Below are 22,982 nucleotides of genomic sequence, written 5' to 3' on the forward strand. Positions count from 1 at the left end.
GCCGGTGCCGTCGGGCACGGGGCCCGCCGCGGCGGGAGTCAGCTCGCCTCCGGAAGGAGCACCTCGCCGTCCGACGCGGCCCACGCCTCCGGTACCGCGCCGATCCGCTCGTGGATCGCGCGGGCCTGGCGCAGCTTCTGCGCCGCGTCCCGCGAGTTGCCCAGGCGCTGCGCGCAGCGGCCGATCCCCGCCAGCGCGCGCGCCTCCTCGCGAGGGTTGCCCGCGCGTCGCGCCAGCCGCAGCGCCGCCCGGTACCGGCCGGCGGCCTCGGTCGGCTCGTTACCGGTCAACAGGAGCAGACCGAGCTGGTTCAGCGCCTCCGCCTGGCCCAGGCAGAGACCGCGCCGCCGGAACAGCGCCAACGCCCGCTCGCAGGCGTCACGCGCGGCGCCGTGTTCCCCGCGCAGGCGCAGGAGTACGCCGAGCAGGTTCAGGGCGTCGGCCTCGCCGTCCGGGTCCTCGATTTCGCGGTACAGCCGCAGGGCCTCGGCGAGCTCCCGTTCGGCGGCCGCGTACTCGCCGGTTCGGCTGTGCAGGTCGCCCAGGTAGTTCAGGGCGTGCGCCTCGCCCTGCCGGTAGCCGAGTTCCCGATGCCGCCGCAGCGTCTCGGTGAGCGTCCGCTCGGCCGCCCGGTGCTCGCCGAGCTCGATCAGCACCAGCCCCTGCAGGCCGAGGACCCGGTCCTGCCCGTTGCGGTCCCCGAGCCGGCGGTACAGCACCAGGGCGCGTTCGTACGCCTCCTTGGCGGCGCGGTACTCGCAGCTGCGTTGCTGGAGCGTGCCGAGCTGCTTGAGCGTGCTCGCCTGGCCGTGGTCGTCGTCGAGCTCCTCGCGGATGGCCAGCGACTCGCGCAGGATGCGTACCGCGCCCGCGTGGTCCCCGGTCAGGTGGCGCACCACACCCAGCTCGTCCAGGACGTCCGCGTGTCCGTACGGGTCGCCGAGGCGCTGGCAGAGCGCCAGAGCCTGTTCCAGCTCCGCCACGGCGGCGAGCGGCTCGCCGCGCCGTCGGCGCAGGGTGGCCAGCTGGGTCAGCGCGTTCGCCCGCCGGTCGTCGCGCCCCAGCCGCAGGTACAGCTCCAGGGCCTGGCCCAGCGCCTCTTCCGCCTGCGGGTACCGGCCGGTCAACCCGTACGCCAGGCCGAGTTCGCGCCGGGCGTCGGCCTCGGCCAGTGGGTCACCGGTCTCGAGGGCGGCCCGCGCCGCCGCGCGATGCAGCGCGATGGCCTGTTCCCACGGCCCGGTCTTGCGCAGGTAGGCGGCGAGGGCCGCGGCGAGGTCGATCAGGCGGCGCGGCTCGGGCTCCCGGTGGAGCAGGGTCGCGCAGGCGACGAGGTTGGCCCGCTCGCGCTCCAGCCACGCGGCGGCCATCCGGTCGTCGGGCAGCTCGGGCACCGCCGGCCCGGGCCGCACCGCCGCGCCGCCGGCCGGCCGCCCGGGCCGGGACAATCGCCGGTCGGCAAGGTGGGCGCCGTGCTGGTAGTAGTCCAGCAGGCGCCCGACCGCGTCGTCCCGCTCCCGGCCCGGATCGTCGTCGGCCTTCGCCCGGGCGTACTCGCCGATCAGGTCGTGCAGCCGGTACCGACCCAGGACCGGCTGGTCCAGCAGGTGGTCCTCGTAGAGCGCGTCGAGTTGCCGGCGCGCCCGCTGCAGCGTGGTGCCGTCGAGCGCGGCCGCCGCGTAGGCGTCCAGGTCGGGACCGGGGTGCAGGCTGAGTCGGCGCAGGAAGCGCCGCCGGGTGAGCGGCAGCAACCGGTACGACAGGTCGAAGGCCGCGTCGACGGCGACGTCCTCGGCCCGCATGGCGCCGAGCGGGTGCCGGGCCGGGCCCATCTCCCGGACCAGGTCGGCGACCCGCCAGCCCGGCTCGGGCCGCAGCTTCGCGGCGAGCAGGCAGATGGCCAGCGGCAGCAGGCCGCAGCGGTGGACCAGCTCCTCGACCGCGTCCGCCTCGTCGCCGCCGGGACGACCGGCCACGGTCGAGAAGAGCGCGGTGGCGTCCTCGGGCGGCAGGGTCCCGAGCGACAGCGTCTCGGCGGCCTGCTGGGCGCCGAGACCGGCCAGCCGGCGCCGGCTGGTGACCAGGACCAGGCAGCCGGCACCGCCCGGCAGCAGCTGCTCGACCTGCCACCGGCCGGCGGCGTTGTCGAGGATCAGCAGGGCGCGTTTGCCGGCCATCCGGCCGCGCCAGGAGGCGGCCCGCGCGTCGACGCCGTCGGGCACCCGGGCGGGCGCCACACCGTCGGCGCAGAGCAGGGCGTAGAGCGCCTCGGCGGGGCGTACCGGGGTCCGGCCGGCCGTGTACCCGTGCAGGTCGATGAAGAACTGCCCGTCCGGGAAGCGGGTGGCGAGCACGTGTCCGGCGTGTACGGCCAGCGCGCTCTTGCCGACCCCGGGCATGCCCTCGATCGTGTAGATCGGCAGCGGCGCGCCGTCGGCGTCCGGCGCCGTGACGCGATCCAGCAGGCGCCGCAGTTCCCGCTCGCGGCCGGTGAACGCGGGCGTGTCGCGCGGCAGGATGTTGCTCGCCGTGGCCGGCGCCGGCGGCGGCTTCTGGTAGATGTACTGGTTCCCGGCGGCCTGGTACACCCGGTCGGTGCCGTAGGCCCGCAGGTTCCGCGCGCCCGGCGCGGTGGCCGGCTCCGGCCCGCCGGCCGGCTCCGGCCGGGGCTGCTCGCACGCGCCGGCCATCACGGTCGGTCCGGTGTGGGTGATCCGTCGAGTGACCTGCCGCCGGCCGGCGCCGGAACGGCGGTGGCGTCCGGACGCGACGACGTCGGGATGGACATAATGGTGTGCTTTCCTGCTCCTGCCAGCACGATGCTCCCCCTGACTAAAAGTGATCCTGAGGCTCAAGGTAGAGAGGCAAGTCGATGGTGCCCAGACATCGCCGACGGCCCACGCTGCCTGCTATGTCGGGTCTTTCGCGGCGGACTGATCGGGGCGTCAGCATCCTGACCGGCCGTGACGAGTGACTACCTTCGGTGTCGGCCGATGAGTAATGATCGGATAACCCTCTCATTCACCCGATTCCGTCACGCTCTTTCACGTATTCACGTCCATCGACGCGCTTGACTCCGTGGAAATTGCATCGGTACGGCACTCTCGGTATTTGGTGCCTTACTCGACGGTGGTCCGGTCGGTAGCGTGGGGTACTGGCCCTCTCGCCGGAGGTGGATGGTGACCGATCCAGTGATGCTCGCCGTGGCGACGGCGGTCGCGACCAAGGCCGCCGAGGGCCTGACCGAGGGAGGCCGGAGCGCCCTCGCCGCCCTCGTCCGGCTGGTCCGCGGCCGATTGCGCGACCACGACGAGTCCGCCGTACTCGACTCGGCCGAGGCCGAACCGGCCGACGACGACCGGGTGGGCCACCTCGCCGCCGCGCTGGAGCGCGCCGCGAGCCGGGACCCCCGCTTCGCCGACGAGCTGGGGCGGCTCTGGCGCGGCCTGCGCGAGACCGGCTCCACCGCCGTGGACGGCGGCGTGGTCAACCAGGCGTCCGGCCCGGTCAGCGGCACCGTGGTGCAGGCGCGCGACGTGCAGGGCGGCATCGTCTTCGGCGCTCCCGCCCCGGTCGACCCGGGCCGCCGATGACGGACTCCCGGTCCGAGACCGCCGCGACCGCGCCGGGCGAGGTCAGCAACGTGCTGCGCGGCACGATCGCGGGACCGACCGTCCAGGCCGGAGCCGTGTACGGGGGCGTCCACTTCCACGAGCCCGCGACGGAACTTCCGGCCCCTCGACAGGTACCGGCGCCGCCCGCGCACCTCGTCGGCCGGGCGGCGGAGCTGGCCGAACTGGACCGGTGCCTCGCGGCGGGTGGGACCGCCCCGCCGCTGGCCGTGGTGACCGGGGTGGGCGGCGTGGGCAAGTCCGCGTTGGCCCTGGCCTGGGCGCACCGCGCCGCCGCGCGCTTCCCGGACGGGCAGCTCTACGCGCAGCTCGGCGCCTTCGACCCGGAGGGTCCGGCCGCCCCGGGCGAGCCGCTCGGGCGGCTGCTGCGGTCGCTGGGGGTGCCGGCGCAGCGGGTACCGGTCGAGACGGGGGAGCGGTCCGCGCTGTTCCGGTCGCTGGCCGCCGGGCGGCGCCTGCTCGTCCTGCTCGACAACGCCGTCTCGGCGGCACAGGTGCGCCCGCTGCTGCCCGCCTCGCCCGGCTGCGCGGTGCTGGTGACCGCGCGGTCGCGGCTCGGCGCGCTCGCCACCGAGGGGGCGCGGTTCCTGCCGCTGGAGCCGCTGCCGGCCGACGCCGGGGCCGAGCTGCTGGCCCGTACGGTCGGCGCGGAGCGTACCGCCGGGGAGCCCGAGGCGACATCGTCGCTGGTACGCCTCTGCGGCGGGCTGCCGATCGCCCTGGTGGTGACCGGGGCGCGGCTGGCCACCCGGCCCCGCTGGCCGCTGCGGCGGGTGGCCGGCGAGCTGGCCGAGGAGAGCCGGCGGCTGCACGCCCTCGGCGGCCCGGGGGAGGCGACCGTGCGGACCACCTTCGACCTGTCATACCGGGGGCTGCCGGCGCCGGTCGCGCGCTGCTACCGGCTGCTCGGGCTGCACCCGGGGGCCGAGTTCGGCGTTCCGGTCGTGGCGGCCGGGCTGGACGTCTCCGCGGACGAGGCCGCCGAGCTGCTGGACGCGCTGCTGGAGGCGAACCTGCTCGGCGAGGTCGGCACGGCCGGCGAGACCGGGGCGTTCGGCGAGACCGGCGTCGCCGAGGATCCGGGGGACGAGCGGTACCGGATGCACGACCTGGTCCGGCTGCACGCCCGGCAGCGGGCCGTCGCCGAGCCCGACCACGCGCTGCTCACCCGCCGCCTCCTGGAGTGGTACCTCGCCGGCGCGCTCGCCGCCGACCGGCTGCTCACCCCGTACCGGCGGGGCGAGCCGGAGCCGGCGCTGACGCTGCTGGCGCCCGACGCCGTGGCGCTGGCCGACCGGGACGCGGCGTTGAGCTTCCTGGAGCGGGAGCGGACGAACCTCGTGTCGGCCGTCGCCGCCGCCGCGCCGGAGCTGCCGCTGCTGGCCTGGCAGCTCGCGTACGCCATGTGGCCGCTGTTCCACCACCACCGCCACCACGCCGACCGGCTGCGGGTGGATCGGCTCGCGGTGCGGTGCGCCCAGGCGCTCGGCGACCGGAAACGCGAGGCCCGAATGCTGCGGCGGCTCGCGTTCGGGCACTTCGACGTGGGCCGGCTGGACGAGGCGGGGGAGCTGTTCACCCGCCTGCTCTCCCTCAGCCGGGAGCTGGCCGACCGGTACGGGCAGGCCTCGGCGTACGAGGGGCTGGGCACGGTGGCGCTCGCCCAGCGCCGCTACCCGGAGGCGGTCGGTCACTTCGACCGGCAGCTTCGGCTCTGCCGGGAGCTCGGGGAACGGCGGCGCTGCGGGCTGGCCCTGCTGAACCTCGGCACTGTCGGCACCGAGTCGGCCCGGTACCGGGAGGCCGTCGCGTACCTGCGGGAGGCGGAGGCGATCTTCGCGGAGTTCGGCGGCGTCGACCCGTACAACGCGGCCCGGGTCCGGGTCGAGCTGGGCCGGGCGCTGGGGGCCTTGGGGGAGCGGGTGAGCGCCCGCGCCGAGCTGACCGCCGCGCTGGCCGAGCTGCGTCGCCTCGACTCGCCCCGGGGCGAGGCCCAGGCGCTGCACCGCCTCGGCGAACTCGCGCTGGCCGGACGCGAGTTCGCCGAGGCCCGTACCCGTCTGGAGGCGGCGTCGCGGATCTACGAGCGGCTCGGCGACGCCGAGGCCGCGCGGGTACGCGAGCTAACCGCCCTGGTCCCACCGGTCGACGCTGACCCGGACCGGGTGCCGCAGCCGTAGCCCGGCCAGCTCCGCCTCGCTGAGCAGCACGGAGGTGGGCTGCCGGTGCCCGATCCGCCAGCCCGCGAGGACGACCGCGTCGGCGAGCGCCTCGACCGGATTTCCCGTGGCCAGCCAACCGTGCAGGAAGGCCGCGAAGAGCGAGTCGCCGGCCGACGACGTGTTGCGCACGCCGAGCGGCGCGACCGCACCGGCGCGGACCAGCCGCCCGTCGCGCAGGCCGAGCAGACTGCCCCGGGAGCCGCAGCCGACGGCCGCGATGGCGGCGCCCGGGTAGCGGGTCAGCACCCGGGCGATCCACTCCGGCGGTGGGCAGGGCAACCGCTCGTCGCTACAGAAGATCACGTCGGCGACGTCCAGCCAGGGCCGGTAGTACTCCTCGTTCACGTCGGCGATCACGTTGACGTCCACCGCGATCGGTACGCCCCGCAGCACGGCGGAGGGCAGCAGCCGGCGTACAAAATCGGTATTTGTCAATATAGCGAGGTCGGCGCCGGTGACGGCCTGGGCGAACAGCTCCTCCGGATAGCGCACGGCGTTGACCGTCGCCAGGTGTGGGTAGACCATCCGCCGGCCGTCCGGCGCCACCAGCACCACGGTCTGCGAGGAGGCCGGCCCGTCGACCACGCCCGGACCGTCCAGTCCGGCCGCGCGCAGCTGGGCCCGGACCAGGCTGCCGGCCGGGTCCGGGCCGACGACGGTACAGAGGTCGACATCGTCGCCGAGTGCCCGCAGGATCCCGGCGATCTGCGCGCCCGCGCCCCCGGGACCGGTCTCCATCCAGGCCGGCGTGCTCACCGGCGTGTAGCGCACCGGGAACTCCTCCACCGCCAGGTGCACGGCCAGGCTGGCCACCCCGGCCACCACGATCTTGCTTCCCATCACGACCGTCCCCTCAGCCGTCGGCCAGCAGCGGCGCGGGCAGCGGTACGGCCGGCGCGTCGCCGTCCGGTTCGGCGAGCGCCATCAGGTGGTAGAGCCGCGCGCGGAGCAGCCGGGCGGCCCGGCCCGGCTCGGAGGTCACGGCCCGGGCCACCGCCGGGTAGTCCGGCGCGAGGCTCGCCGACCGGGCCTGGTCGAGCTGGTCGGACAGCCGCCGGTGCGGTGTCAGTACCGGTGCCAGCCGGGCGAGCAGCTCGGTCGGGGAGCCCGGCGCCGTGGCACCGGGCGGGGCGACGGCGCGCAGCACCGGCACCCCCGCCGCGGCGGCGTACGTGGTGGCCGAGCCGTGGTCGCCGATCAGCACGTCCGCCGCCGCAACCAGGCCGCGCCAGCTCGACGGGTGCACCACGCGCAGCCCCGGGTGCTGCTCGCGGCGCAGCCAGCCCCGTACCTGGCGAGGGCCGTGTCCCCAGTAGACGGCGGGATGGGCCGCGAGCCGGACCGCGTACCGGTCCGGCGGCAGCTGCGCCAGCAGGTCGAACAGCGTCCGCCAGTGGCTTCCGAGCAGCGAGTCCGCGCCCCAGGTCGAGCTGACCGCCACCACGGTCTGTCCCGGCTCGACGCCGAGCGCCCGCCGGTACGCCTCCCGCCCGGGCCGGGCCGCGCGGAGCCGGTCCAGGCAGAGGTCGCCGGTGACGGCCGCCACCGGTACCGCCTGCGGGCACTGCCGGGCCAGCACCGGCAGCACGTCGGCGTGGGAGAGCGCGACCAGGGCCGGTACGAGCCGCCCGTACCAGGTCAGCCACGGCGCGGCCAGCCCCACCACCTGCCCGCTCGCCGGTCCGCCGAGCGCGGCCGGCGCCAGCTTGTTGTTCGCGATGCCGTGCGCGAGCATCGCCACCGGCCCGGCCAGCTCGTGCACCCCGGCGCAGTCGCCCGTCAGCACCAGGTCGAAGCGGGTCTGCACCGCCTGCCGCCACGGCACGACGACCGCACCTAGGTCCCGCAGGTGCGCGGCCACGCCGCCGCCGAACAGGTCCGGTGCCTGGGTGAAGACCGTCTGGACCCGGGTGTCGCTCTCGACCAGCTCGGCCGCGTCCAGGACGTGCCCGGCGGTGGCCATCGTGTGCACCACCGCGAGGACCGTCCGTCGGGTCGCGGCGGTCCGCCACCGGTCGGCGTCCCGGCCGACCGGTACCCGCAACCACTCCCGCGCGCTCACCGCGCGCCCCGTCCGCACCGCGACGCCGCCGGTCCGGCCGGCGCGCGCCAATTCCACTCTGGACGTTTCACTCTCGCCTCCCTGTCCCGTCCCCGCTCTCCGCGGAGGTGGACCCAGGCTGCGACGCCACCCCGGGCACCGGTCCGGACACGAGAGCGGACGCGGGTCCGGACGGCGGTCCGGACGGCGCAGCTCGGCGGCCTCGTCGCGCGGCGAAAAAATGTCGACTGCCGATCGGCGCCGGTTGGTGTGACACTGCCAGCGACGGCAGCTGGGCCAGCTCCGGGTGGGAGGCGGCATGGACCTGCGGGTACTGGGGGAGGTCGGGATCCGCGCGGGCGACCGCTTCCTGACGCTGGACCGGGCCGGCGAGCGCTGCGTGCTCGCGGTGTTCGCGCTCGAACCGGGCCGCCCGATCCCCGTCGAGACGCTCGTCGAGCGGGTCTGGGGGGACGAGCCTCCGGCGAAGGCGGACGAGTCCATCGCGTCGTACGTCCGCGCCGTGCGACGGGTCGTGGAGCGGGCGGGCGGGGCGCGCGATTGGCTGGTCAATAGGCGGCCTCGGGCGTACCTGCTGCGCGTCGAGCGCAGCGCGGTCGACTATCACCGGTTCGCGGATTCGATCACCACGGCGCGCGCCCTGGCCGCGCGGGCGGAAAATGATCAGGCGGTGTCCGCGTACCGTCGCGCGCTGGATCAATGGGATGGAGATCCATTGACCGGCGTCACCGGAGAGTGGGCCGATCGACGCCGGGATCTGCTCCGGCGGGAGCGGCTGGAGGCGTGGTGCGGACTTCTTGACCAGCAACTCAGGATCGGCGCCCACGACGCGGTCGCCGGGCGGGTCGACCAGCTGATCGACGAGGTGGTGCCCACCGACCGGTTGATCAAGCTGGGCCTCTACGGCCTCGCGTACTGCGGGCGACACGCGGACGTCCCGCAATTCCTGGAACGCGCGGAACGGCGAATGTGGGAGGCGGTGCAACTCCGGCCCTCGCCCGCCGTCGGTACCCTCGCCCGACGATTGATGGCCGAGGCGGGTAACCGCGAGCTGATCGAAGAAGAATCGGTCCGGACCGATCGCCGTTTGGTGGACGGAACTGCCCGCAGTGATTCGCCGACGCCGTCGGAGGGCGCGAATTCGGGGCGGGACGAGAACGCCGGGACAAAGGAGCGGCCGACCGTTTCCGGGACCGCTGATCCCATGCCATTGGTATCGATGACGGCAATCTCGCACGGCAATATCTACCAGGCCGGCGGGGACCAGTACATCGTCGAGTCCTAGCCGTCGCCGGGTCGGCCACGAGGCGCCGGCCCGCCGGCGGTGCCGGCTGGCGCCGGCCGCGAAGGTGTGGCGTGCCAAGGATTGCGCGTCGCTGGGTCCCCGATCGTGCCGCTACCACCCCGAACCGCTGGTCAGCGGGCGCCCCCAGCGGCCGGTCGGTGCCCGTCGATGCCGCCGGTCCGAGAGAAATTGCAGGTAGAAGCGCTTGCCTGGTTTGACAACGTACGTCCTTGTCATCCGGCTAACCAATAGATCGTGGGAAATTAGCCGAGATGACCTAGGTCGTGCTAGCGTGCTTCCCTGCGCGGCGACCTTCGGTGTTATCCGCGTACGTACGGGTTCCTGAGGGGAGGACGTTGCGTTGCTGCGGCGACTCGTATCGGTAGTGCGCGCGTAGTAATCAACGCTTGGCTCCACGGGTGGTAACGGAGTCGCGTCCTTCAGCGAAGTCACAGAAATGCCGGCCGGCGGGGTTCACCGAGCCGACCGGCGAACGCCCCTTGCTGGCAGAAGGAGAAACGAATCGATGGGTACGCTCGGACGGCTGCTCAGGATCGTGGCGGTGGGTAGCGCCGCGGGGGTGGCCACCGGCGTGGCGGTACTTCTCGCGGGTCCCGCCTCGGCTGCCAGTGCTGACGGTGCCTCTGCCAGCGGCGACAGCCTCGCCGCGGCCGTCGCCGTGGCCACCGTCCGTGGTGCGGACGACGCGAAGTCGCACGCCCACTTCGACTGAGAGCGACTCATCGCGGGTGAGCCGACCGGATCACCCGACGACGGACCGCTCCACCCCGAGGTCCGCTGCCGCTGCTGCCGTCACCGCCGCCACCGCGGCCGTGGCGGCGGTTCTTACCTCCGGGGCCAGGACTCAGCGGCGGAGCAGGATGCCCCGGACGAACGCCGCCTGACCGGCGTGCTGGAGGTCGTCGCCGACCACGCTGACGAGCCGGACGCCGAGGGTCACCGGCGGATCCCAGGCCTCGTCCACGACCCGGTCGAACTCCTCGTCGCGCAGCTTCGAGACGTACGCGACGGTGCGCTCGCTGACCGCGGCGTGGTATCCGGCGAGCAGTTCGGCGTCGACCCGTACCGCCGCCACGTCGTCACCGCCGTGCCCGTAGCCGGTGTCCGACGGGTCGAACGGCAGCCCGAACCGCTCGGCCCAGCCGTCGGTGGTCCAGACCTGCCCGGTACCGGCCACGTCGGCCACGTGGTCGTCCTGGATGCGGGTCAGGTGCCACACCAGCCAGGCGATCGAGTTCGCCTCCGGGTCGACCCGGACGGCCAACTGTTCCGGCGTCAGCCCGTCGACGACATCGTGCACCAGCTCCCGGATCCGCCCGAACGCGTCGACCAGGATGTCCGCGCCCGTCATGACCGCTCGCCCCCTCACCAGTCGCGGCTCGACCTGCACGATCCACTCAACCATGGCCGGCCGCCTCCCGCACGGGAAAGCCCCGGTGGTGCTCGCCTTCGGCGTACCCGGGGGAAGCGACGGCGGGCCGCCCTCCCCGCACCGGGAAGACGGCCCGCCGCTGCTCCAGCTCTACCGGTCAGTGGTTGAACCAGGGGTTGGTCCAACCGAGGTAGCCGGCGCCCCACCGCTGCTCCAGCTCCGCGATGGTGGTGTACGTGAAGGTGCCGTTGCCGTGGATGTCGTTCGACGCCAACTGCCCGGGGGCGGTGACGATCGCGACGTGGCCGTACTGGCCGGTGGTGAAGAAGACCAACGTCCCGACCGGCGCGTCGCGGTCGCCGGGGTGCTTGTACTGGCTCGGGGTGCTCTCCCAGTGCACCTTCGCTGAGGCGAAGCCGCTGGCGCTGTACCCGTAGGCGAGCCCCATGATGTGGTCGCAGCGCTGGTAGTAGTCGGCCACGTAGTTGGTGGTGATGTGCTGGTTCGCCCAGGTGACCGCCTCCGCGCAGGTGCGCGGGTTGTGGATGGTCGACACGTCGCACTCGGACGTGTCCCCGCCGTCGCCCGCGTCGCAGGCCGGCGCCACCCAGCCGTTCGAGCCGGTGTAGACGTAGGTGTCCGACACGTAGCCCTTGCCGGCGATGTGGTCCCAGAGCGAACTCGTACCGTAGTAGCCGGTCACCGTCGTGCCGGTGATCTGGCAGTCGATCGAGATGGTGGCGCCGTTGGCCACCGTACCGACGATGCTGGCCGAGGTGCTCGGGGCGGAGCGGACGTTGAGCGCAATGCCGGAGGTGCGCACCGTACCGTTGACCGCGGCGGCGGCCGGGCTGGCGAGCAGCAGCACCGACGCGAGGGCCAGCCCCGCGCCGGCGAGCACCCGGCGGCCCAACCGTCGGCCGGCGCGGCGCCCGGACGCCAGGGCCGACGCCTCGGCGCCCCATCCCCGTCTGGTAGCTAACGGCATCCGCCGCCTGGTGAAGTACGACATCTGGGCGCCTCCCGTGAGTGGTACCGGTACGGAACCGGTGGATCTCAGCCAAGGGTGGGCGGAACCGCTACATCCCTACTACATCGCCGCCCGCGCCCCGGTTGCCGGCGCCGGCCCGAGCAGCGGCTCGTCGCGTTCGGGCAGCCGCTGCACGTTCGGGTCGACCTCGCGCCAGAGCAGCGCGGAGCGGCGCAGGTACCGCTCGCCGGCGGTCCGGTCCTGGCCCTGGCCGTACAGGGTGGCGAGCAGGGACGTGGTCATCGCCTCGCCCCGCCGGTCGCCCGAGTCGTGCAGCACCCCGGTCGCCCAGTCCAGCTCGACGATCGCCGCGTCCGGCTGGTCGCAGGCGATCAACGCGCGGGCCAGCGGCTCGATCGTGTACGCGCGGCAGCGGTCGTCCTCCAGCGAGCGGAAGAGGGTCTGCGCCCGGTGCAGCGTACGCAGGGCCGCGTAGGGGGAGTTCTCGGCCAGTTGCAGCTCGCCGATCTGGGTCAGCACGCAGGCCACCCGGTGCTGGTCGCCGACCTCTGTGGCCAGTCGCAGCGCCCCGGTCAGCCAGCTCCGAGCCCGGCCGAGGTCGCCCAGCGAGCGGTAGACCATGCCGATGCCGTTGCGCGCCTGGGCCTCGGCGTGCCGGTTGCCGGTCGCGACGAAGCTGGCCAGCGCGCGCCGGTAGGAGCGGATCGCCCGCAGCGGATCGCCGACGACCCGGTCGACGGTACCGAGGCCGGCGACCGCCACCGCCTCCGCGCCGGGGTCGCCCAGCTCGCGGGCGAGCCGCCGGGACAGGTCGAGCAGCTCGTACGCCTCGTCGTACCGGTCCTGGTAGAGCGCGACCTGCCCGAGCCCGCGCAGCAGCGCCGCCTCGCCGCGCCGGTTGCCGGCGGCCCGTACCGCCCGCAGCGCGCCGCGCTGGGCGCGCTGCCACTCGTCCAGGTAGCCGCGCAGGTCCAGGTACGGCATCATCGTCGCCGCCAGCTCCCAGGCCAACTCGTCCAGCCCCGCGGCGGCGGCCAGCTCGACGGCGTTGACCAGCGCGGCCCGCTCTGCGTCGAACCAGGCCAGCGGCCGGGCCGTGACCAGGTCGAGCAGCGCCGGATCGGGCCGCCAGCGCGGGGCCCGGCCCGGGCCCGGCCGGAACACGCACGGCGGCAGCCCGGCGGCGGCCCGTTCGGCGAGCGCGAGCCAGCCGGCGAGTACCCGGACCAGCGCCTCGCGGCGTACCGCCGGATCCTCGGCCGCGGCGGATTCGGCCGCGAATACCCGGAGCAGGTCGTGCAGCCGGTACCGGGGCTCGCCGGCGGCGTCCGGACCGGTCACCCGGACCAGGCTCGCGTCGATCAGGGCGTCCAGCTCGGGCTGCCCGTCCGGCTGGTCCAGCAGCCGCCCGACCACCCAGCCGGGCAGCTCCACCGGACCGAGCGGGCCCAGCCGGGCGAAGGCGCGCGCCGCCGACGGGGGCAGGGAGCGGACGCTGAGGTCGAAGCTGGCCCGTACGCCGAGGTCGCCGACGGAGAGTTCGTCGAGGCGGCCGGTCCGGTCGCGGAGCCGGTCCGCCAGGGTCCGCAGCGACCAGGGTCGGCGTCCGGCGAGCCGGGCCCCGGCGATGCGGATGCCGAGCGGCAGCCGGCCACACGCCTCGATGATCCGGTCCGCCTCGCCCCGCTCCGCGCCGACGCGCTCGGCGCCGATCAGCCGTCCGAGCAGGGCGCGGGCGTCGTCGGGCGGGAGCACGTCCAGGTCCAGTTCGTGCGCGCCGGGCAGGCCCGGCACCCGCCGCCGGGCGGTGACCAGCAGCGCGCTGCCACCGTCGGGCGGCAGCAGGGCGCGGACCTGGTCCGCGCCGGCCGCGTCGTCGAGGACCACGAGGACCCGCCGGCCCCGGATCAGCGACCGGTACCGGGCCGCCCGACCGGCGACGCTGTCCGGCAGCGCCGTACCGGCGACCCCCAGCGTCCGCAGCAGCTCGGCGAGCGCCTCGCCGGCGCCCCGGTCCGGATGGGCCGTGCCGTCCAGCTCCACGTAGAGCTGCCCGTCCGGATAGCGCGCGGTGAGCCGGTGCGCGGCGTGCACGGCCAGGGTGCTCTTCCCGACGCCCGGCGGCCCGACGACCACCGCGATGGTCGGCGCGTCGCCCCTGTCGCCCCTGTCGCCCGCGTCGCCCGCGGCGCCCCCGTCACCCGCGGCGCGGGCGAGCGGGTCGAGCCGGTCGAGCAGGGCGGCGACGTCGGCGGCCCGACCGGTGAAGTCCGCGATGTCCGGCGGCAGCTGCAACATGGCCGGCTCGGGCGCGAGCACCTCGCCGGAGTACCCGGTCGCGGCGGTGGCCGACCCGGCCGGGGCGACCGGTACCGCGACGTCCGGGTCGCCGGCCGTCGCCTCGTCGCTCGTACCGGCCGGCTCCGCGTCCGACAGCAGATCGCGACCGTGCCCCCGCAGCACGGCCGTGTGTGCCTGACGCAGCGCCGGCCCCGGCTCTATCCCCAGCTCCGCGACGAGCAGCGCGCGGGCCCGCTGGTACGTGCGCAGCGCCGCGGCCCGCTGGCCGGTGGCGCCCAGCACCCGGATCAGCTGACCCCAGAGCTCCTCGCGGAACGGGTCCTCCTCGACCAGCGCCCGCAGCTCGGCCGTGGCCGACTCGTACTGCTCCTGTCGCAGCAGGAGCAGGGTCCGCAGCTCCCGTGCCGCGCGGTGCTGCGTGACGAGCTGCTCCACGCTGTCCTGCCAGGCCGGCGCGGCCGGCATGCCGGCCAGCGGGTGTCCGCGCCAGAGCCCGAGCGCCCGTTCCAGCAGGGCGAGGGCCTCGCCGTACGCGCCCTGGGCGCGGTGCTGCTCGGCCTCGGCCACCCAGTGCTGGAATCGGCCCGCGTCGATCTCCTCGGGTTCGGCGCGCAGCAGGTAGCCGTGGCGCGAGCGTTCCAGCCGGGCGCCCGAGGAGGGCGGTGGCGGCAGCGCGAGCCGCAGCCCGCTGACATAGGTGTGCACGTTGGCCAGCGCCGATCGGGGCGGGGTCTGCCAGACGGCCTCGACCAGCTCCTCGACCGGTACGAACCGGTTGGCCCGCAGCAGGAGGGTGGCGAGCAGCAGATCGCGTTTGGTGCCCCGGGCGAGGACGGTACGCGAACCGTCCCAGACCTGCAGCGGGCCGAGCACGCCGAATACGGCGGGGTTACTGTTCATCGTCGGCACTCCCTCGGTGGGAGGCGGCAGAGCCGTGCTGATCATCGCAGTCAGCCCCGGCTCGCGCCAGTGGTCCGGCTGAGTTCCCGTTAACCATCACGGGTCTCGGTGCAGGCGGGAGCCTAGATGACGGAGCGGTCCCCGGTCGATGCCGGTACGGGTGACCGTCCTCAGTGGCCGGTTTCGCGGGCCGGGTCGGATTCGAGCTGCTCGATCACCGGGGTGAGTAGCTCGTCCAGCTCCCGCGCCAGCACGGTGACCGCCCGCCGGGCCGCCTCCGCCAGCCGGTCGTGCGGCCCGTCGGGGGCGGCCGGCAGCCGCTCCACCGGTACGGGCGCCTCGACCAGCAGCGAGGCGCGCAGGTGGGGCCGGCGGCTGAGGTCCTCCTCGGTCGGGTCGAGCCACTGGCCGAAGCGCTGCGGCCAGTCCCGCCAGCCCCGGTCCCGCCACCAGTGCCGCGCGGCGCGCAGCTCCTCCGGCCACCCCGCCACCAGGGTCACCTCGGCGGTGAGCGTGCCGTCCCAGCGGTTACGGCGGCAGGTGGCCGAGATGATCCGGGGATGCCAGCGCACGAAGCCGGGGGAGAGGGCCGGCGGGGTGGCGAGCCGCCAGGCGACGCAGGCGAAGGTGACCGGGGCGATGTCCCCGTACGCGTCGGTGAACTCGGCCGCGCCGTCGTGGACCCGCCGCGCGTACCGGCCCGTGCCGGCCACCGCGTGGGTCCGGTCGTACCCGTGGTCCAGCCAGAACGACCGCTGCCTGGTCATCGGCGTCTCCGTCCACCGTGGGGTGATCGGTCCGGTCGTGGCGGCCGGATAAAATGAGTCCCGACTCAATTTGACGATAGTGAGCCTGAACTCAGCCTGTCAACGACGGCGCGCGGAGACGCGGGACGCCGCGCGGGAACGTCGCGGGAACGGGCGCCGGGCAGGAACGCGGGACGCCGCGCGGCACGCGCGTGCTGACGCGAGCGCGGGAACGGGGCGGGCGGGGTCGGATCAGGGCTTGCGGGCGACCGCGCCGTACGCGTCGATCGCCTTGGCGTCGGGGTTGTCCGGGCGCCACCGCGTGATCGGTACGAGCCCGGGCTCCACCATCGTCAGGCCCTCGAAGCACTCGGCGAGCTGCGCCGGGCTGCGCAGGATGTAGGGGACGCCGCCACTCTCCACGAGCTTGTCGGCGCCGTCCACCACCGCCGGGCTCGTGTCGGTGCCGTCCCAGAGCACCAGGTAGCTGCCGGAGGCGGCGGCCTCCACCATCCGCGCCACGATGGAGCGGACCACCGCCAGGTCCGGCTCGTAGCCCAGCACTCCCATGAACATCACCGCGACCGGCTGCCGGAAGTCCAGCGTCTTCGCCGCCTCGGCGAGGATCTTCTCCGGGTCGTGGTAGTCGGCATGCACGTAGGTCGTGGCGCCCTCGCGGGTGGTGTTGGCCAGCAGCGCGCGGGCGTGTACCAGCACCATCGGGTCGTTGTCGACGTAGACGATCCGGGACTCCGGAGCGACCCGCTGGGCGGTCTCGTGGGTGTTCTCCATCGTGGGCAGCCCGGTGCCGACGTCGACGAACTGCCGGATGCCCGCCTCGGCGGCCAGGAAACGCACGGCCCGGATGAGGAAGCGCCGGGACTGTCGCGCCATCACGACGATCTCCGGGTACACCTCGGCCACGGCCTCCCCGGCCGCCCGGTCGGACTGGAAGTTGTCCTTGCCGCCCATCCAGTAGTTCCAGATCCGCGCCGCGTGCGGCACCTCGAATTGCAGCTGCGCGGCGAGCTCGGAATTCGGGTCGGCCATGGCCGGGCTCCTAGGCGAGGGGGCGGACGAGGCGAGGGGCGGACGAGGCGAGGGGCGGGCGGGGCGAGGGGCGGGCGGGGCGAGAGATCGACGAACGCGAGGTACCGGTGCGGCGAGACCGGGCGATCCTACCGGGCCAACCGCCGCCGACCGGCCCCGGGACGCTCGTGTCGCCGACGCCCGCCTGGCCCGCCGCCGACCGGTCCGTCGGGCCCGGGGCGCACGGCTAGGCCGGTCCGCCAGGTCCGGGCCGCCCGGCTGGTGCCAGTCCGTCAGACCCGGGCCGCGCCGCTAGGCCGGTCCCGTCTCGTCCGCCCGCCCGGACCCGGTGCTGAGCCGGCCCCGGCCGAAGACGTCGACGCGGCCCCACCGGCCGGGCACGCCGATCAGTTCGATCCGCCCCAGGCTGGCCGGCACGGCGGGGCGGACAGTGAGCCCGTCGCCCTGCGGTTCCAGCCCGAGCATCGTGCGCAGCAGCAGCATCGGCGCCCCCGCCGACCACGCCTGCGGGGTGCGCAGACAGGTGAAGATGCTGTCCCGCCCGAACAGCGTCATGAACCACGGCAATCCGGCCGCCGGCAGCTTCTCCTTGCGCAGCAGCCCCGTGTAGCGCAGCGCGGCCAGGTCGGTGAGACTGCGCTGGTACGAATCGCTCAGCGGCTCGCAGTCGCAGGTCAACCTGGGCGCCCGCGCCAGCCACTCGTCCAGCCGGCGCTGCACCTCGGGCCGGCCCCGCCCGCGTTCGTGCCGCTCCAGCTCCTCCAGGGCCGACTCGTCGCCGCTGAACAGCGTGATCACCCGCAGCAGCGTGCTCCACGCGCCGTGCGGCTCGACCCGGACGCGGAACGTCATCCCGTGCTCGTCGATCTCCGCCGGGCTGCTCGACGAGATCACCGTCTCGCGGACGAACGCCTCCCGTCGGTACCGCAGCCGGAGCCGGTCCTCCTCGACGGTGGCGGTCACCCGTCCCCGCTTGGGCAGCAGGTTCTTGACCTCGAAGAGGTCCGCGAAGTCGCCGTCCATCTCGATCCGCAGGGTGTACTCGGCCGGCTCCTCCTCGTGGTTCAGCACGGTCAACCGTTCCTCGAACCCGCCGCCGACCCGGCGCTGCCGGATCACCGACGCCTTCGCGTCGAGGTAGTGGGTCGGCTCGCCCGGGGCCAGGAAGAAGCTGGCCTGGAAGTACCGCAGGTCGTCGACGGAGAGCGAGTGCAGCGGCTGCCCGTCGACGGTGAGTTCCCAGCGCGAGATGAACCGCGTGTCCAGCGAGAAGAGGCCGGTGGGGTAGTTGGGCGACGGATCGATGTCGCCGTTGCGGTCGCTGACCACGAACGTGGCGCCGTCGAGGACGCTGACCGGCCGGGTCGTCGCGGCTCCCGCTCGCGGACCATCCGGCGCGGGTCGACGGCGTCGCGGGACGGCGGGAAGAACCGGCGGAACTTCAGGAGCAGCGCGATGTCCCCCTCCAGCACGCACTCGGTACGGATCATCGCGGAGATGAGGGAGGCGTCGCCGGTGGCGATCCGGTCGAACAGCTCCTCCCGGAGGTGCACCACGCAGTCGGCGTCCCGCCGGTCTCGCGGGACGAGCATGCTGCCGTGCCGTATCGCCACGAACCAGTACTCGACGCCGGCGTCGCGGCGCAGGTCGAACCGGACTGTGCCTGGACCTTCCGCGGCAGCAACTCGTACACCCGCTCGCCCAGGTGCTCGAAGAACCCGCTGGTCACCTCGCTCATCCCCCGCCTCCCCGACACGCCCCCGCGCACCACGCTCAGCCGGCCACCACGAGCGCCTGCGGTGCGGCCTGCTTCATCCGGGTGCGCAGCCAGGCGAGGTCGATCGCCGTCCGCTGCTCGCCGGCGCGGACGGTCGCCAGCAGGTCATGGTCGCGCGCGCCCTGCGCCGCCTGCCCGATCACCGTCCAGCTGATCTCGCACTCGGCGGCCATCAGGTAGAGGTCCTGCAGGTCCCGCAGCAGCCCGAGCGGGCCGCTGCGCACGCCGGTGAACAGCTCCGAGTGCAGCCGGTCCGGCTCGTCCGGCGCCTGTTCGCGGTACCGGCCGACGAACGGCAGCAGCGCCTCGGCCTGCTCGGCGCAGTGCCGGGCCAGCCGCTCGCAGTTCTGCCGCACGTCCGGCTCGTCGCCGTGCGCCGTGCCGACCTCCCGGTACGCGGCGCCCAGGTTGTCGAGGGTGCGGTGGAGCAGACCGAGGTAGTGGGCCAGTTGCATCTCACGCCTCCCGGGGCGGTAGGGGAGCGGACCCGCCGACCACCGGCGCGGGCGCCGGCGTGCCGTCCGAGCCGGCGAGCTTGACCAGGCGTACCGCCGCGTTCTTGAACAGCGGCTGCTTGGAGACCGGATCCCAGGCGGTGAGGGTCAGCTCGTTCGCCGCCCGCTCGTGCGGGGAGTCGGGCCCCTCCGGCTCGTCCCAGTAGCCGTAGTGGAACGGTACGAAGACCGTGCCGGGGCGGATCCCGGTCAGCCGTACCCGGGCCCGCACCGCGCCCCGGCGCGACTCCACCCGGACCAGGTCCCCCTCGGCCAGCTCCAGGCGCCGGCCGTCGCCCGGCTCCACCTCGACCCACACCTGCGGCGCCGCGGCGTTGAGCTGCGGGGCCCGGCCCGTCTTGGTCCGGGTGTGGAACTGGTAGACGGTACGGCCGGTGGTGAGCTGGAGCGGGAACTCGTCGTCCGGTGCCTCGGGGCCGGGCGCGTAGTCGAGGGCGTGCAGGAACGCGCGTCCGTCGGGGCGCTTGGCCCGGTAGGCGGCCTCATCCAGCTCCGCGCCGGTTTCGAGGTCCTGCCCGTAGCTCTCGCAGTAGTCCGGGTCGGTGTGGAACACCCCGTCGCCGTAGAGCCGCTCGACGCCGTCGGGCGTCTCCTCCGTGCACGGCCACTGGATGCCGCTGCCGCCGCGCAGCCGGTCGTAGGTGATGCCGGTGTAGTCGCAGGGCCGCCCGGCCGAGCAGCGCTTCCAGGCCTCGAACGCCGACTCCGGGTCCGTCCACGTGATCAGCGGCGCGCCGTCGCGGTCACGGAAGTCCATCCGGCGCGCGTAGTCCAGGAAGATGTCCAGGTCGGGGCGGGCCTCGCCGGGCGGCGCCACGGCCGGCTCGCAGAGGTGCACGGTACGGTCGGCGTTGGTGAAGGTGCCCAGCTTCTCGCCCCAGGTCGCGGCGGGCAGCACCACGTCGGCCAGCCGGGCCGTCTCGGTCAGGAACAGGTCCTGCACCACCACGAAGAGGTCCGGCTGGGCGAGGATGCGCCGGATCCGGGCCAGCTCGGGCAGGGAGACCGCCGGGTTGGTCGCCGAGATCCAGAGCAGCTTGATCGAGCCCTGTTCGGCGTACCGGAAGATCTGCATGGCGTGCGTCGGCGGCGCCCAGTGCGGGATGGTGTCGACGTCGACGTTCCACAGCTCGGCGAGCTGCCGGATGTGCTCCGGATTCGCCCAGTTGCGCAGGCCGGGCAGGTCGCCGTCGGCGCCGGTCTCGCGGGTGTTCTGCGCCGTCGGCTGCCCGTTCATCTGGCAGACGCCCGCGCCCGGGCGACCGATCATGCCCCGGATCAGGTGCAGGTTGTTGACCTGGCAGGCCGCGGCGGTGGCCTGGTTGGACTGGTAGAAGCCCTGGAGCACGGTGGAGAAGAGCCGGTCCGCGTGCCCGAGCAGCTCCGCCGCCGCCTCGATCCGCGCGGCCGGTACGCCGCAGATCTCGGCCACCCGGCGCGGCGGATACCGGTCGACCACCCGGCACAGCTCCTCGAAGCCGAGCGTGTGGGCGGCGACGTACGCCTCGTCGTACCAGCCGTTGCGGATCACCTCGCGCAGCAGCCCGTTCAACAGCGCCAGGTTGGTGCCGGGGCGTACCGGCAGGTGCACGTCGGCCTCCCGGGCCACCGGGGTCGGGCGCGGGTCGACCGCGAGCATCGCCGGCGGGTTCGGGCCGCGCCGGCGGTCCAGCATCCGCATCCAGAGCACGGCCTGCGTCTCGGCGACGTTGTGCCCCCAGAGCGCGAGCGCGTCGCAGTGGTCCACGTCGGTGTACGAGCCGGGCTGACCGTCGGTGCCGAAGCTCGCCTTCAGTGCCGAGGCGGCGGTGGCGGTGCAGAGCCGGGTGTTGCCGTCCATGTGCGGCGTACCGATGCCCGCCTTGCCGATGACGCCGAGCGTGTAGTAGTCCTCCAGGAACAGCTGGCCGCTGGTGTAGAAGCCGAAGTGCCCCCAGCCGCCCGGCTGGTCCAGCAGTTCCCGAGAGCGCGCCACCACCCGCCCCATGGCGGTGTCCCAGTCGGTCTCGACCAGCTCGCCGCCCTCGCGGATCAGCGGACGCCGCAACCGGTCCGGGGCGTTGTTCGCCTGCCAGCCGTACAGGTCCTTGGGGTCCAGCCGGCCGTGGTTGACCCGGTCGACGGCCCGGCCGCGTACCCCGACGATCCGCCCGTCGCGGACCGCGATGTCCATCGCGTCGCCGTTGGAGTGCAGCAGCGACGCCGCCTGCACCCACCGCTGCACGTCGCGCTCGTCGAGCCCGTCGTCGAGGTACGTGTCCACCCGCACCGGCCAGGACGAGCCCGCCGGCTCCGCCGGGCGGCCGGCCGCCGAGGGGTCCGGCCCGTAGGGGGTACGGGGACCCCACGGGTCCGCGATCCGGTCAGTCATCTCGGTCTCCTCCGGTTCGGCTCCGCCACGCCGGCATCGGTCGGCCGGTGGCGCGGTTGAAGAGCCAGTCGAGCATCGTCAGCAGCGCGACCGCGGCCGCGACGACGAGTAGTTGGGTCGGCGTGCGCAGCAGGCCGAGGCTCACGAGCAGGGTGGTCGCGCCGGCGGGGGCGTGGTTGGCGTCCAGCAGGATCAGCACCAGCGCGGTGACCGCGACCGAGCCCGCGGCGGCGATGATCCGTTCCGTGCTCACCCCGACCTGGAGCACCGACGGCGTGTCCGCCAGCCCGGTCGCGGCCAGCAGGCCGTAGCCGGCGAGCAGCGCCACGGCGTGCCCGATCAGCGTGTTGCGCGGGGCCGAGGAGGGGTCCTGCGGACGCTCGACGTGCAGCATGACGGTCGGACCGAGGCTGGGAAAGAGCCACGGCTGGCCGGTCGCCAGCGCCAGCGCGCCGAGAATTCCCAACCCGACGGCGCTGCCGGCGAACGTCCGAACCGCCGCCCGGGCGCGCTCAGACACCGTAGGCGTCCGGGTTGGCGATGCCGGCCGACGGCGCGGGAACGCGCAGCCCCCGCCCGCTCGCCGACGCCGGTACCGCGTCGAGCACCCGGAGCGTCTCCTCGGCGAGCTGCATCTCCTCGCGCGGCTCCACCACGAGCACCGGTATCGCCGCGCCGGGCGGGCTGACCGGGCCGTCGCTCGCCCGGTTGCCGCCCACCGGCAGCGGTACCCCGAGCGGCCCCAGGCCGGCGCAGATGTCGTACCGCACCTCCGGCTGGTCCCAGCCGATCTCGCCGGTGAAGACCAGCGCGTCGACGCGGTCCAGGCTGGTCGCGGCGGCGGCGATCTCCCGGCGTACCTGGTGCGCGTAGACCCGCAGCGCCAGGGCCGCGGCCGGGTCGTCCGGCGCGGCGGCGACCAGGTCCCGGGTGTCGTCCGACCGCCCGTCCGCCAGCCCCAGCAGCCCGGACTGGTGGTACAGCCCGTCGGCCAGTTCCTCCCGGTCGAGCCGGCCGTCGAGCAGCCAGAGCAGCATGCCCGGGTCGACCGCGCCGGAGCGCCTGCTCATCGGGATGCCGTCGAGCGGCGTGAAGCCCATCGAGGTGTCCACGCTGCGCCCCTCGCGTACCGCGCAGACCGAGGCACCACCGCCGAGGTGGGCCAGGACCAGTCGCAGCTCGGCGACGGGCCGGTCGAGCAGCCGGGCGGCCCGCCGGGTGGCGTAGGCGTACGACAGGCCGTGAAAGCCGTACCGGCGCAGCCCCCAGCGGCGCCGCCACTCGGCGGGCAGTGGATAGGTGGCGGCGGCGTCGGGCAGGTCCGCGTGGAAGGCGGTGTCCGGGCAGACCACGTGCGGTACGTCCGGCAGTCCCGCGCGGAGCCGGTCGAGCAGGGCCAGCGCGGGCGGCAGGTGCAGCGGCGCCAGCTCGGCGAGCGGCTCCAGCGCGGCCCGGGTGGCGTCGTCGACCCGCGCGGGGGCGCGCAGCACGTCGCCGCCGTGCACGAGCCGGTGGCCGACCGCGTCGGGCCGGTCGTGCCGGGCCACGAACTCCGTCACGGCCCGGCCGACCTCCTCGGAGCCGGGCGAGCCGGAGAGGTCCAGCCGGTCGGTGACCGTCCCGTCGCGCAGGTACGCGAGGTGCAGGCTCGCGGAGCCGGCGTTGACCGTCAGTACGGTGGACACCTCGCCTCCCTTCCGCGATCTAGGGCAAATCCTCGTGAGAGGATCTCTAATC

Annotated in this window: 17 protein-coding genes and 1 pseudogene; 4 read left to right on the top strand and 14 right to left on the bottom strand. The window is 74.5% G+C overall.

Translation table 11 applies throughout. The annotated features are described in order from the left end of the window. Positions 1-38: 38 nt before the first annotated feature. Positions 39-2,690 carry a tetratricopeptide repeat protein gene (locus AB0J86_RS17385; protein WP_363858120.1) on the bottom strand — a complete coding sequence of 884 codons (2,652 nt, stop codon included), beginning with the start codon at positions 2,688-2,690 and terminating at the stop codon, positions 39-41. 489 nt (positions 2,691-3,179) lie between these two features. Here AB0J86_RS17385 and AB0J86_RS17390 point away from each other — a divergent pair, with 489 nt between their 5' ends. Next, positions 3,180-3,593, top strand: coding sequence for a hypothetical protein (locus tag AB0J86_RS17390; RefSeq protein ID WP_363858122.1), 414 nt, complete (start codon positions 3,180-3,182; stop codon positions 3,591-3,593). After that, positions 3,590-5,812: a tetratricopeptide repeat protein gene (locus tag AB0J86_RS17395; protein ID WP_363858124.1), complete on the top strand. Its 2,223-nt coding sequence runs from the start codon at positions 3,590-3,592 to the stop codon at positions 5,810-5,812. The genes AB0J86_RS17390 and AB0J86_RS17395 overlap by 4 nt, the downstream gene beginning before the upstream one ends. Here AB0J86_RS17395 and AB0J86_RS17400 read toward each other — a convergent pair. Together AB0J86_RS17400 and AB0J86_RS17405 are read right to left on the bottom strand one after the other, a co-directional pair. Beyond that, on the bottom strand, positions 5,756-6,694 hold the full coding sequence (locus AB0J86_RS17400) for a carbohydrate kinase family protein (RefSeq protein WP_363858126.1): 939 nt from the start codon (positions 6,692-6,694) through the stop codon (positions 5,756-5,758). The genes AB0J86_RS17395 and AB0J86_RS17400 overlap by 57 nt on opposite strands. A gap of 13 nt (positions 6,695-6,707) precedes the next feature. After that, on the bottom strand, positions 6,708-7,916 hold the full coding sequence (locus AB0J86_RS17405; RefSeq protein WP_363858128.1) for a hypothetical protein: 1,209 nt from the start codon (positions 7,914-7,916) through the stop codon (positions 6,708-6,710). A 298-nt stretch (positions 7,917-8,214) separates the two neighbouring features. Between AB0J86_RS17405 and AB0J86_RS17410 the strand changes: the two genes are divergently transcribed. Together AB0J86_RS17410 and AB0J86_RS17415 are read left to right on the top strand one after the other, a co-directional pair. Then, positions 8,215-9,201: a BTAD domain-containing putative transcriptional regulator gene (locus tag AB0J86_RS17410; protein ID WP_363858130.1), complete on the top strand. Its 987-nt coding sequence runs from the start codon at positions 8,215-8,217 to the stop codon at positions 9,199-9,201. A gap of 526 nt (positions 9,202-9,727) precedes the next feature. Further along, positions 9,728-9,934, top strand: a complete 207-nt coding sequence (locus AB0J86_RS17415) for a hypothetical protein (RefSeq protein WP_363858132.1) — start codon at positions 9,728-9,730, stop codon at positions 9,932-9,934. 132 nt (positions 9,935-10,066) lie between these two features. Here the strand turns inward: AB0J86_RS17415 and AB0J86_RS17420 are convergent, their stop codons facing one another. The 11 genes and pseudogenes from AB0J86_RS17420 to AB0J86_RS17470 all read right to left on the bottom strand — a co-directional run bounded on the left by AB0J86_RS17420 (position 10,067) and on the right by AB0J86_RS17470 (position 22,930). Next, positions 10,067-10,627, bottom strand: a complete 561-nt coding sequence (locus tag AB0J86_RS17420; RefSeq protein ID WP_363858134.1) for a DUF664 domain-containing protein — start codon at positions 10,625-10,627, stop codon at positions 10,067-10,069. 124 nt (positions 10,628-10,751) lie between these two features. Continuing rightward, a complete protein-coding gene (locus AB0J86_RS17425; protein WP_363858136.1) occupies positions 10,752-11,495 on the bottom strand; it encodes an SH3 domain-containing protein in 744 nt (247 codons plus the stop codon). A 189-nt stretch (positions 11,496-11,684) separates the two neighbouring features. Continuing rightward, a complete protein-coding gene (locus AB0J86_RS17430) occupies positions 11,685-14,786 on the bottom strand; it encodes a BTAD domain-containing putative transcriptional regulator (RefSeq protein ID WP_363858138.1) in 3,102 nt (1,033 codons plus the stop codon). A 170-nt stretch (positions 14,787-14,956) separates the two neighbouring features. Next, positions 14,957-15,553 (bottom strand): hypothetical protein, encoded by a 597-nt coding sequence (locus tag AB0J86_RS17435; protein ID WP_363858140.1) that lies wholly within the window; start codon positions 15,551-15,553, stop codon positions 14,957-14,959. 231 nt (positions 15,554-15,784) lie between these two features. Beyond that, positions 15,785-16,582, bottom strand: coding sequence for an SAM-dependent methyltransferase (locus AB0J86_RS17440; RefSeq protein ID WP_363858142.1), 798 nt, complete (start codon positions 16,580-16,582; stop codon positions 15,785-15,787). Positions 16,583-16,873: 291 nt separating this feature from the next. Further along, the gene (locus tag AB0J86_RS17445) at positions 16,874-18,058 is read right to left on the bottom strand and encodes a glycogen debranching N-terminal domain-containing protein (RefSeq protein WP_363858144.1); all 1,185 of its coding nucleotides are present in this window, start codon (positions 18,056-18,058) and stop codon (positions 16,874-16,876) included. Beyond that, a pseudogene (locus AB0J86_RS17450) lies at positions 18,019-18,258 on the bottom strand (SCP2 sterol-binding domain-containing protein); the annotation flags it as partial. The pseudogene AB0J86_RS17450 and the gene AB0J86_RS17445, both read right to left, overlap by 40 nt. A gap of 97 nt (positions 18,259-18,355) precedes the next feature. Further along, on the bottom strand, positions 18,356-18,814 hold the full coding sequence (locus tag AB0J86_RS17455) for a hypothetical protein (RefSeq protein ID WP_363858146.1): 459 nt from the start codon (positions 18,812-18,814) through the stop codon (positions 18,356-18,358). Between the two features lies 1 nt (position 18,815). Next, positions 18,816-21,245 carry a nitrate reductase gene (locus tag AB0J86_RS17460; RefSeq protein ID WP_363858148.1) on the bottom strand — a complete coding sequence of 810 codons (2,430 nt, stop codon included), beginning with the start codon at positions 21,243-21,245 and terminating at the stop codon, positions 18,816-18,818. Beyond that, a complete protein-coding gene (locus AB0J86_RS17465; protein WP_363858150.1) occupies positions 21,238-21,765 on the bottom strand; it encodes an HPP family protein in 528 nt (175 codons plus the stop codon). The genes AB0J86_RS17460 and AB0J86_RS17465 overlap by 8 nt, the downstream gene beginning before the upstream one ends. Further along, positions 21,758-22,930 carry an acetate kinase gene (locus tag AB0J86_RS17470; protein WP_363858151.1) on the bottom strand — a complete coding sequence of 391 codons (1,173 nt, stop codon included), beginning with the start codon at positions 22,928-22,930 and terminating at the stop codon, positions 21,758-21,760. Before AB0J86_RS17470 ends, AB0J86_RS17465 begins: the two co-directional genes overlap by 8 nt. Positions 22,931-22,982: the final 52 nt, after the last annotated feature.

It is taken from the genome of Micromonospora sp. NPDC049559, from assembly GCF_040676675.1.
Lineage (GTDB): Bacteria > Actinomycetota > Actinomycetes > Mycobacteriales > Micromonosporaceae > JBFAPK01.

Coding starts and splice junctions, on each gene's coding strand:
- AB0J86_RS17435 (WP_363858140.1), bottom strand. CDS start 15,553: ATGACCAGGCAGCGGTCGTTCTGGCTGGACCACGGGTACGACCGGACC.
- AB0J86_RS17410 (WP_363858130.1), top strand. CDS start 8,215: ATGGACCTGCGGGTACTGGGGGAGGTCGGGATCCGCGCGGGCGACCGC.
- AB0J86_RS17440 (WP_363858142.1), bottom strand. CDS start 16,582: ATGGCCGACCCGAATTCCGAGCTCGCCGCGCAGCTGCAATTCGAGGTG.
- AB0J86_RS17455 (WP_363858146.1), bottom strand. CDS start 18,814: ATGCAACTGGCCCACTACCTCGGTCTGCTCCACCGCACCCTCGACAAC.
- AB0J86_RS17400 (WP_363858126.1), bottom strand. CDS start 6,694: ATGGGAAGCAAGATCGTGGTGGCCGGGGTGGCCAGCCTGGCCGTGCAC.
- AB0J86_RS17420 (WP_363858134.1), bottom strand. CDS start 10,627: ATGGTTGAGTGGATCGTGCAGGTCGAGCCGCGACTGGTGAGGGGGCGA.
- AB0J86_RS17385 (WP_363858120.1), bottom strand. CDS start 2,690: ATGGCCGGCGCGTGCGAGCAGCCCCGGCCGGAGCCGGCCGGCGGGCCG.
- AB0J86_RS17460 (WP_363858148.1), bottom strand. CDS start 21,245: ATGACTGACCGGATCGCGGACCCGTGGGGTCCCCGTACCCCCTACGGG.
- AB0J86_RS17415 (WP_363858132.1), top strand. CDS start 9,728: ATGGGTACGCTCGGACGGCTGCTCAGGATCGTGGCGGTGGGTAGCGCC.
- AB0J86_RS17395 (WP_363858124.1), top strand. CDS start 3,590: ATGACGGACTCCCGGTCCGAGACCGCCGCGACCGCGCCGGGCGAGGTC.
- AB0J86_RS17430 (WP_363858138.1), bottom strand. CDS start 14,786: ATGAACAGTAACCCCGCCGTATTCGGCGTGCTCGGCCCGCTGCAGGTC.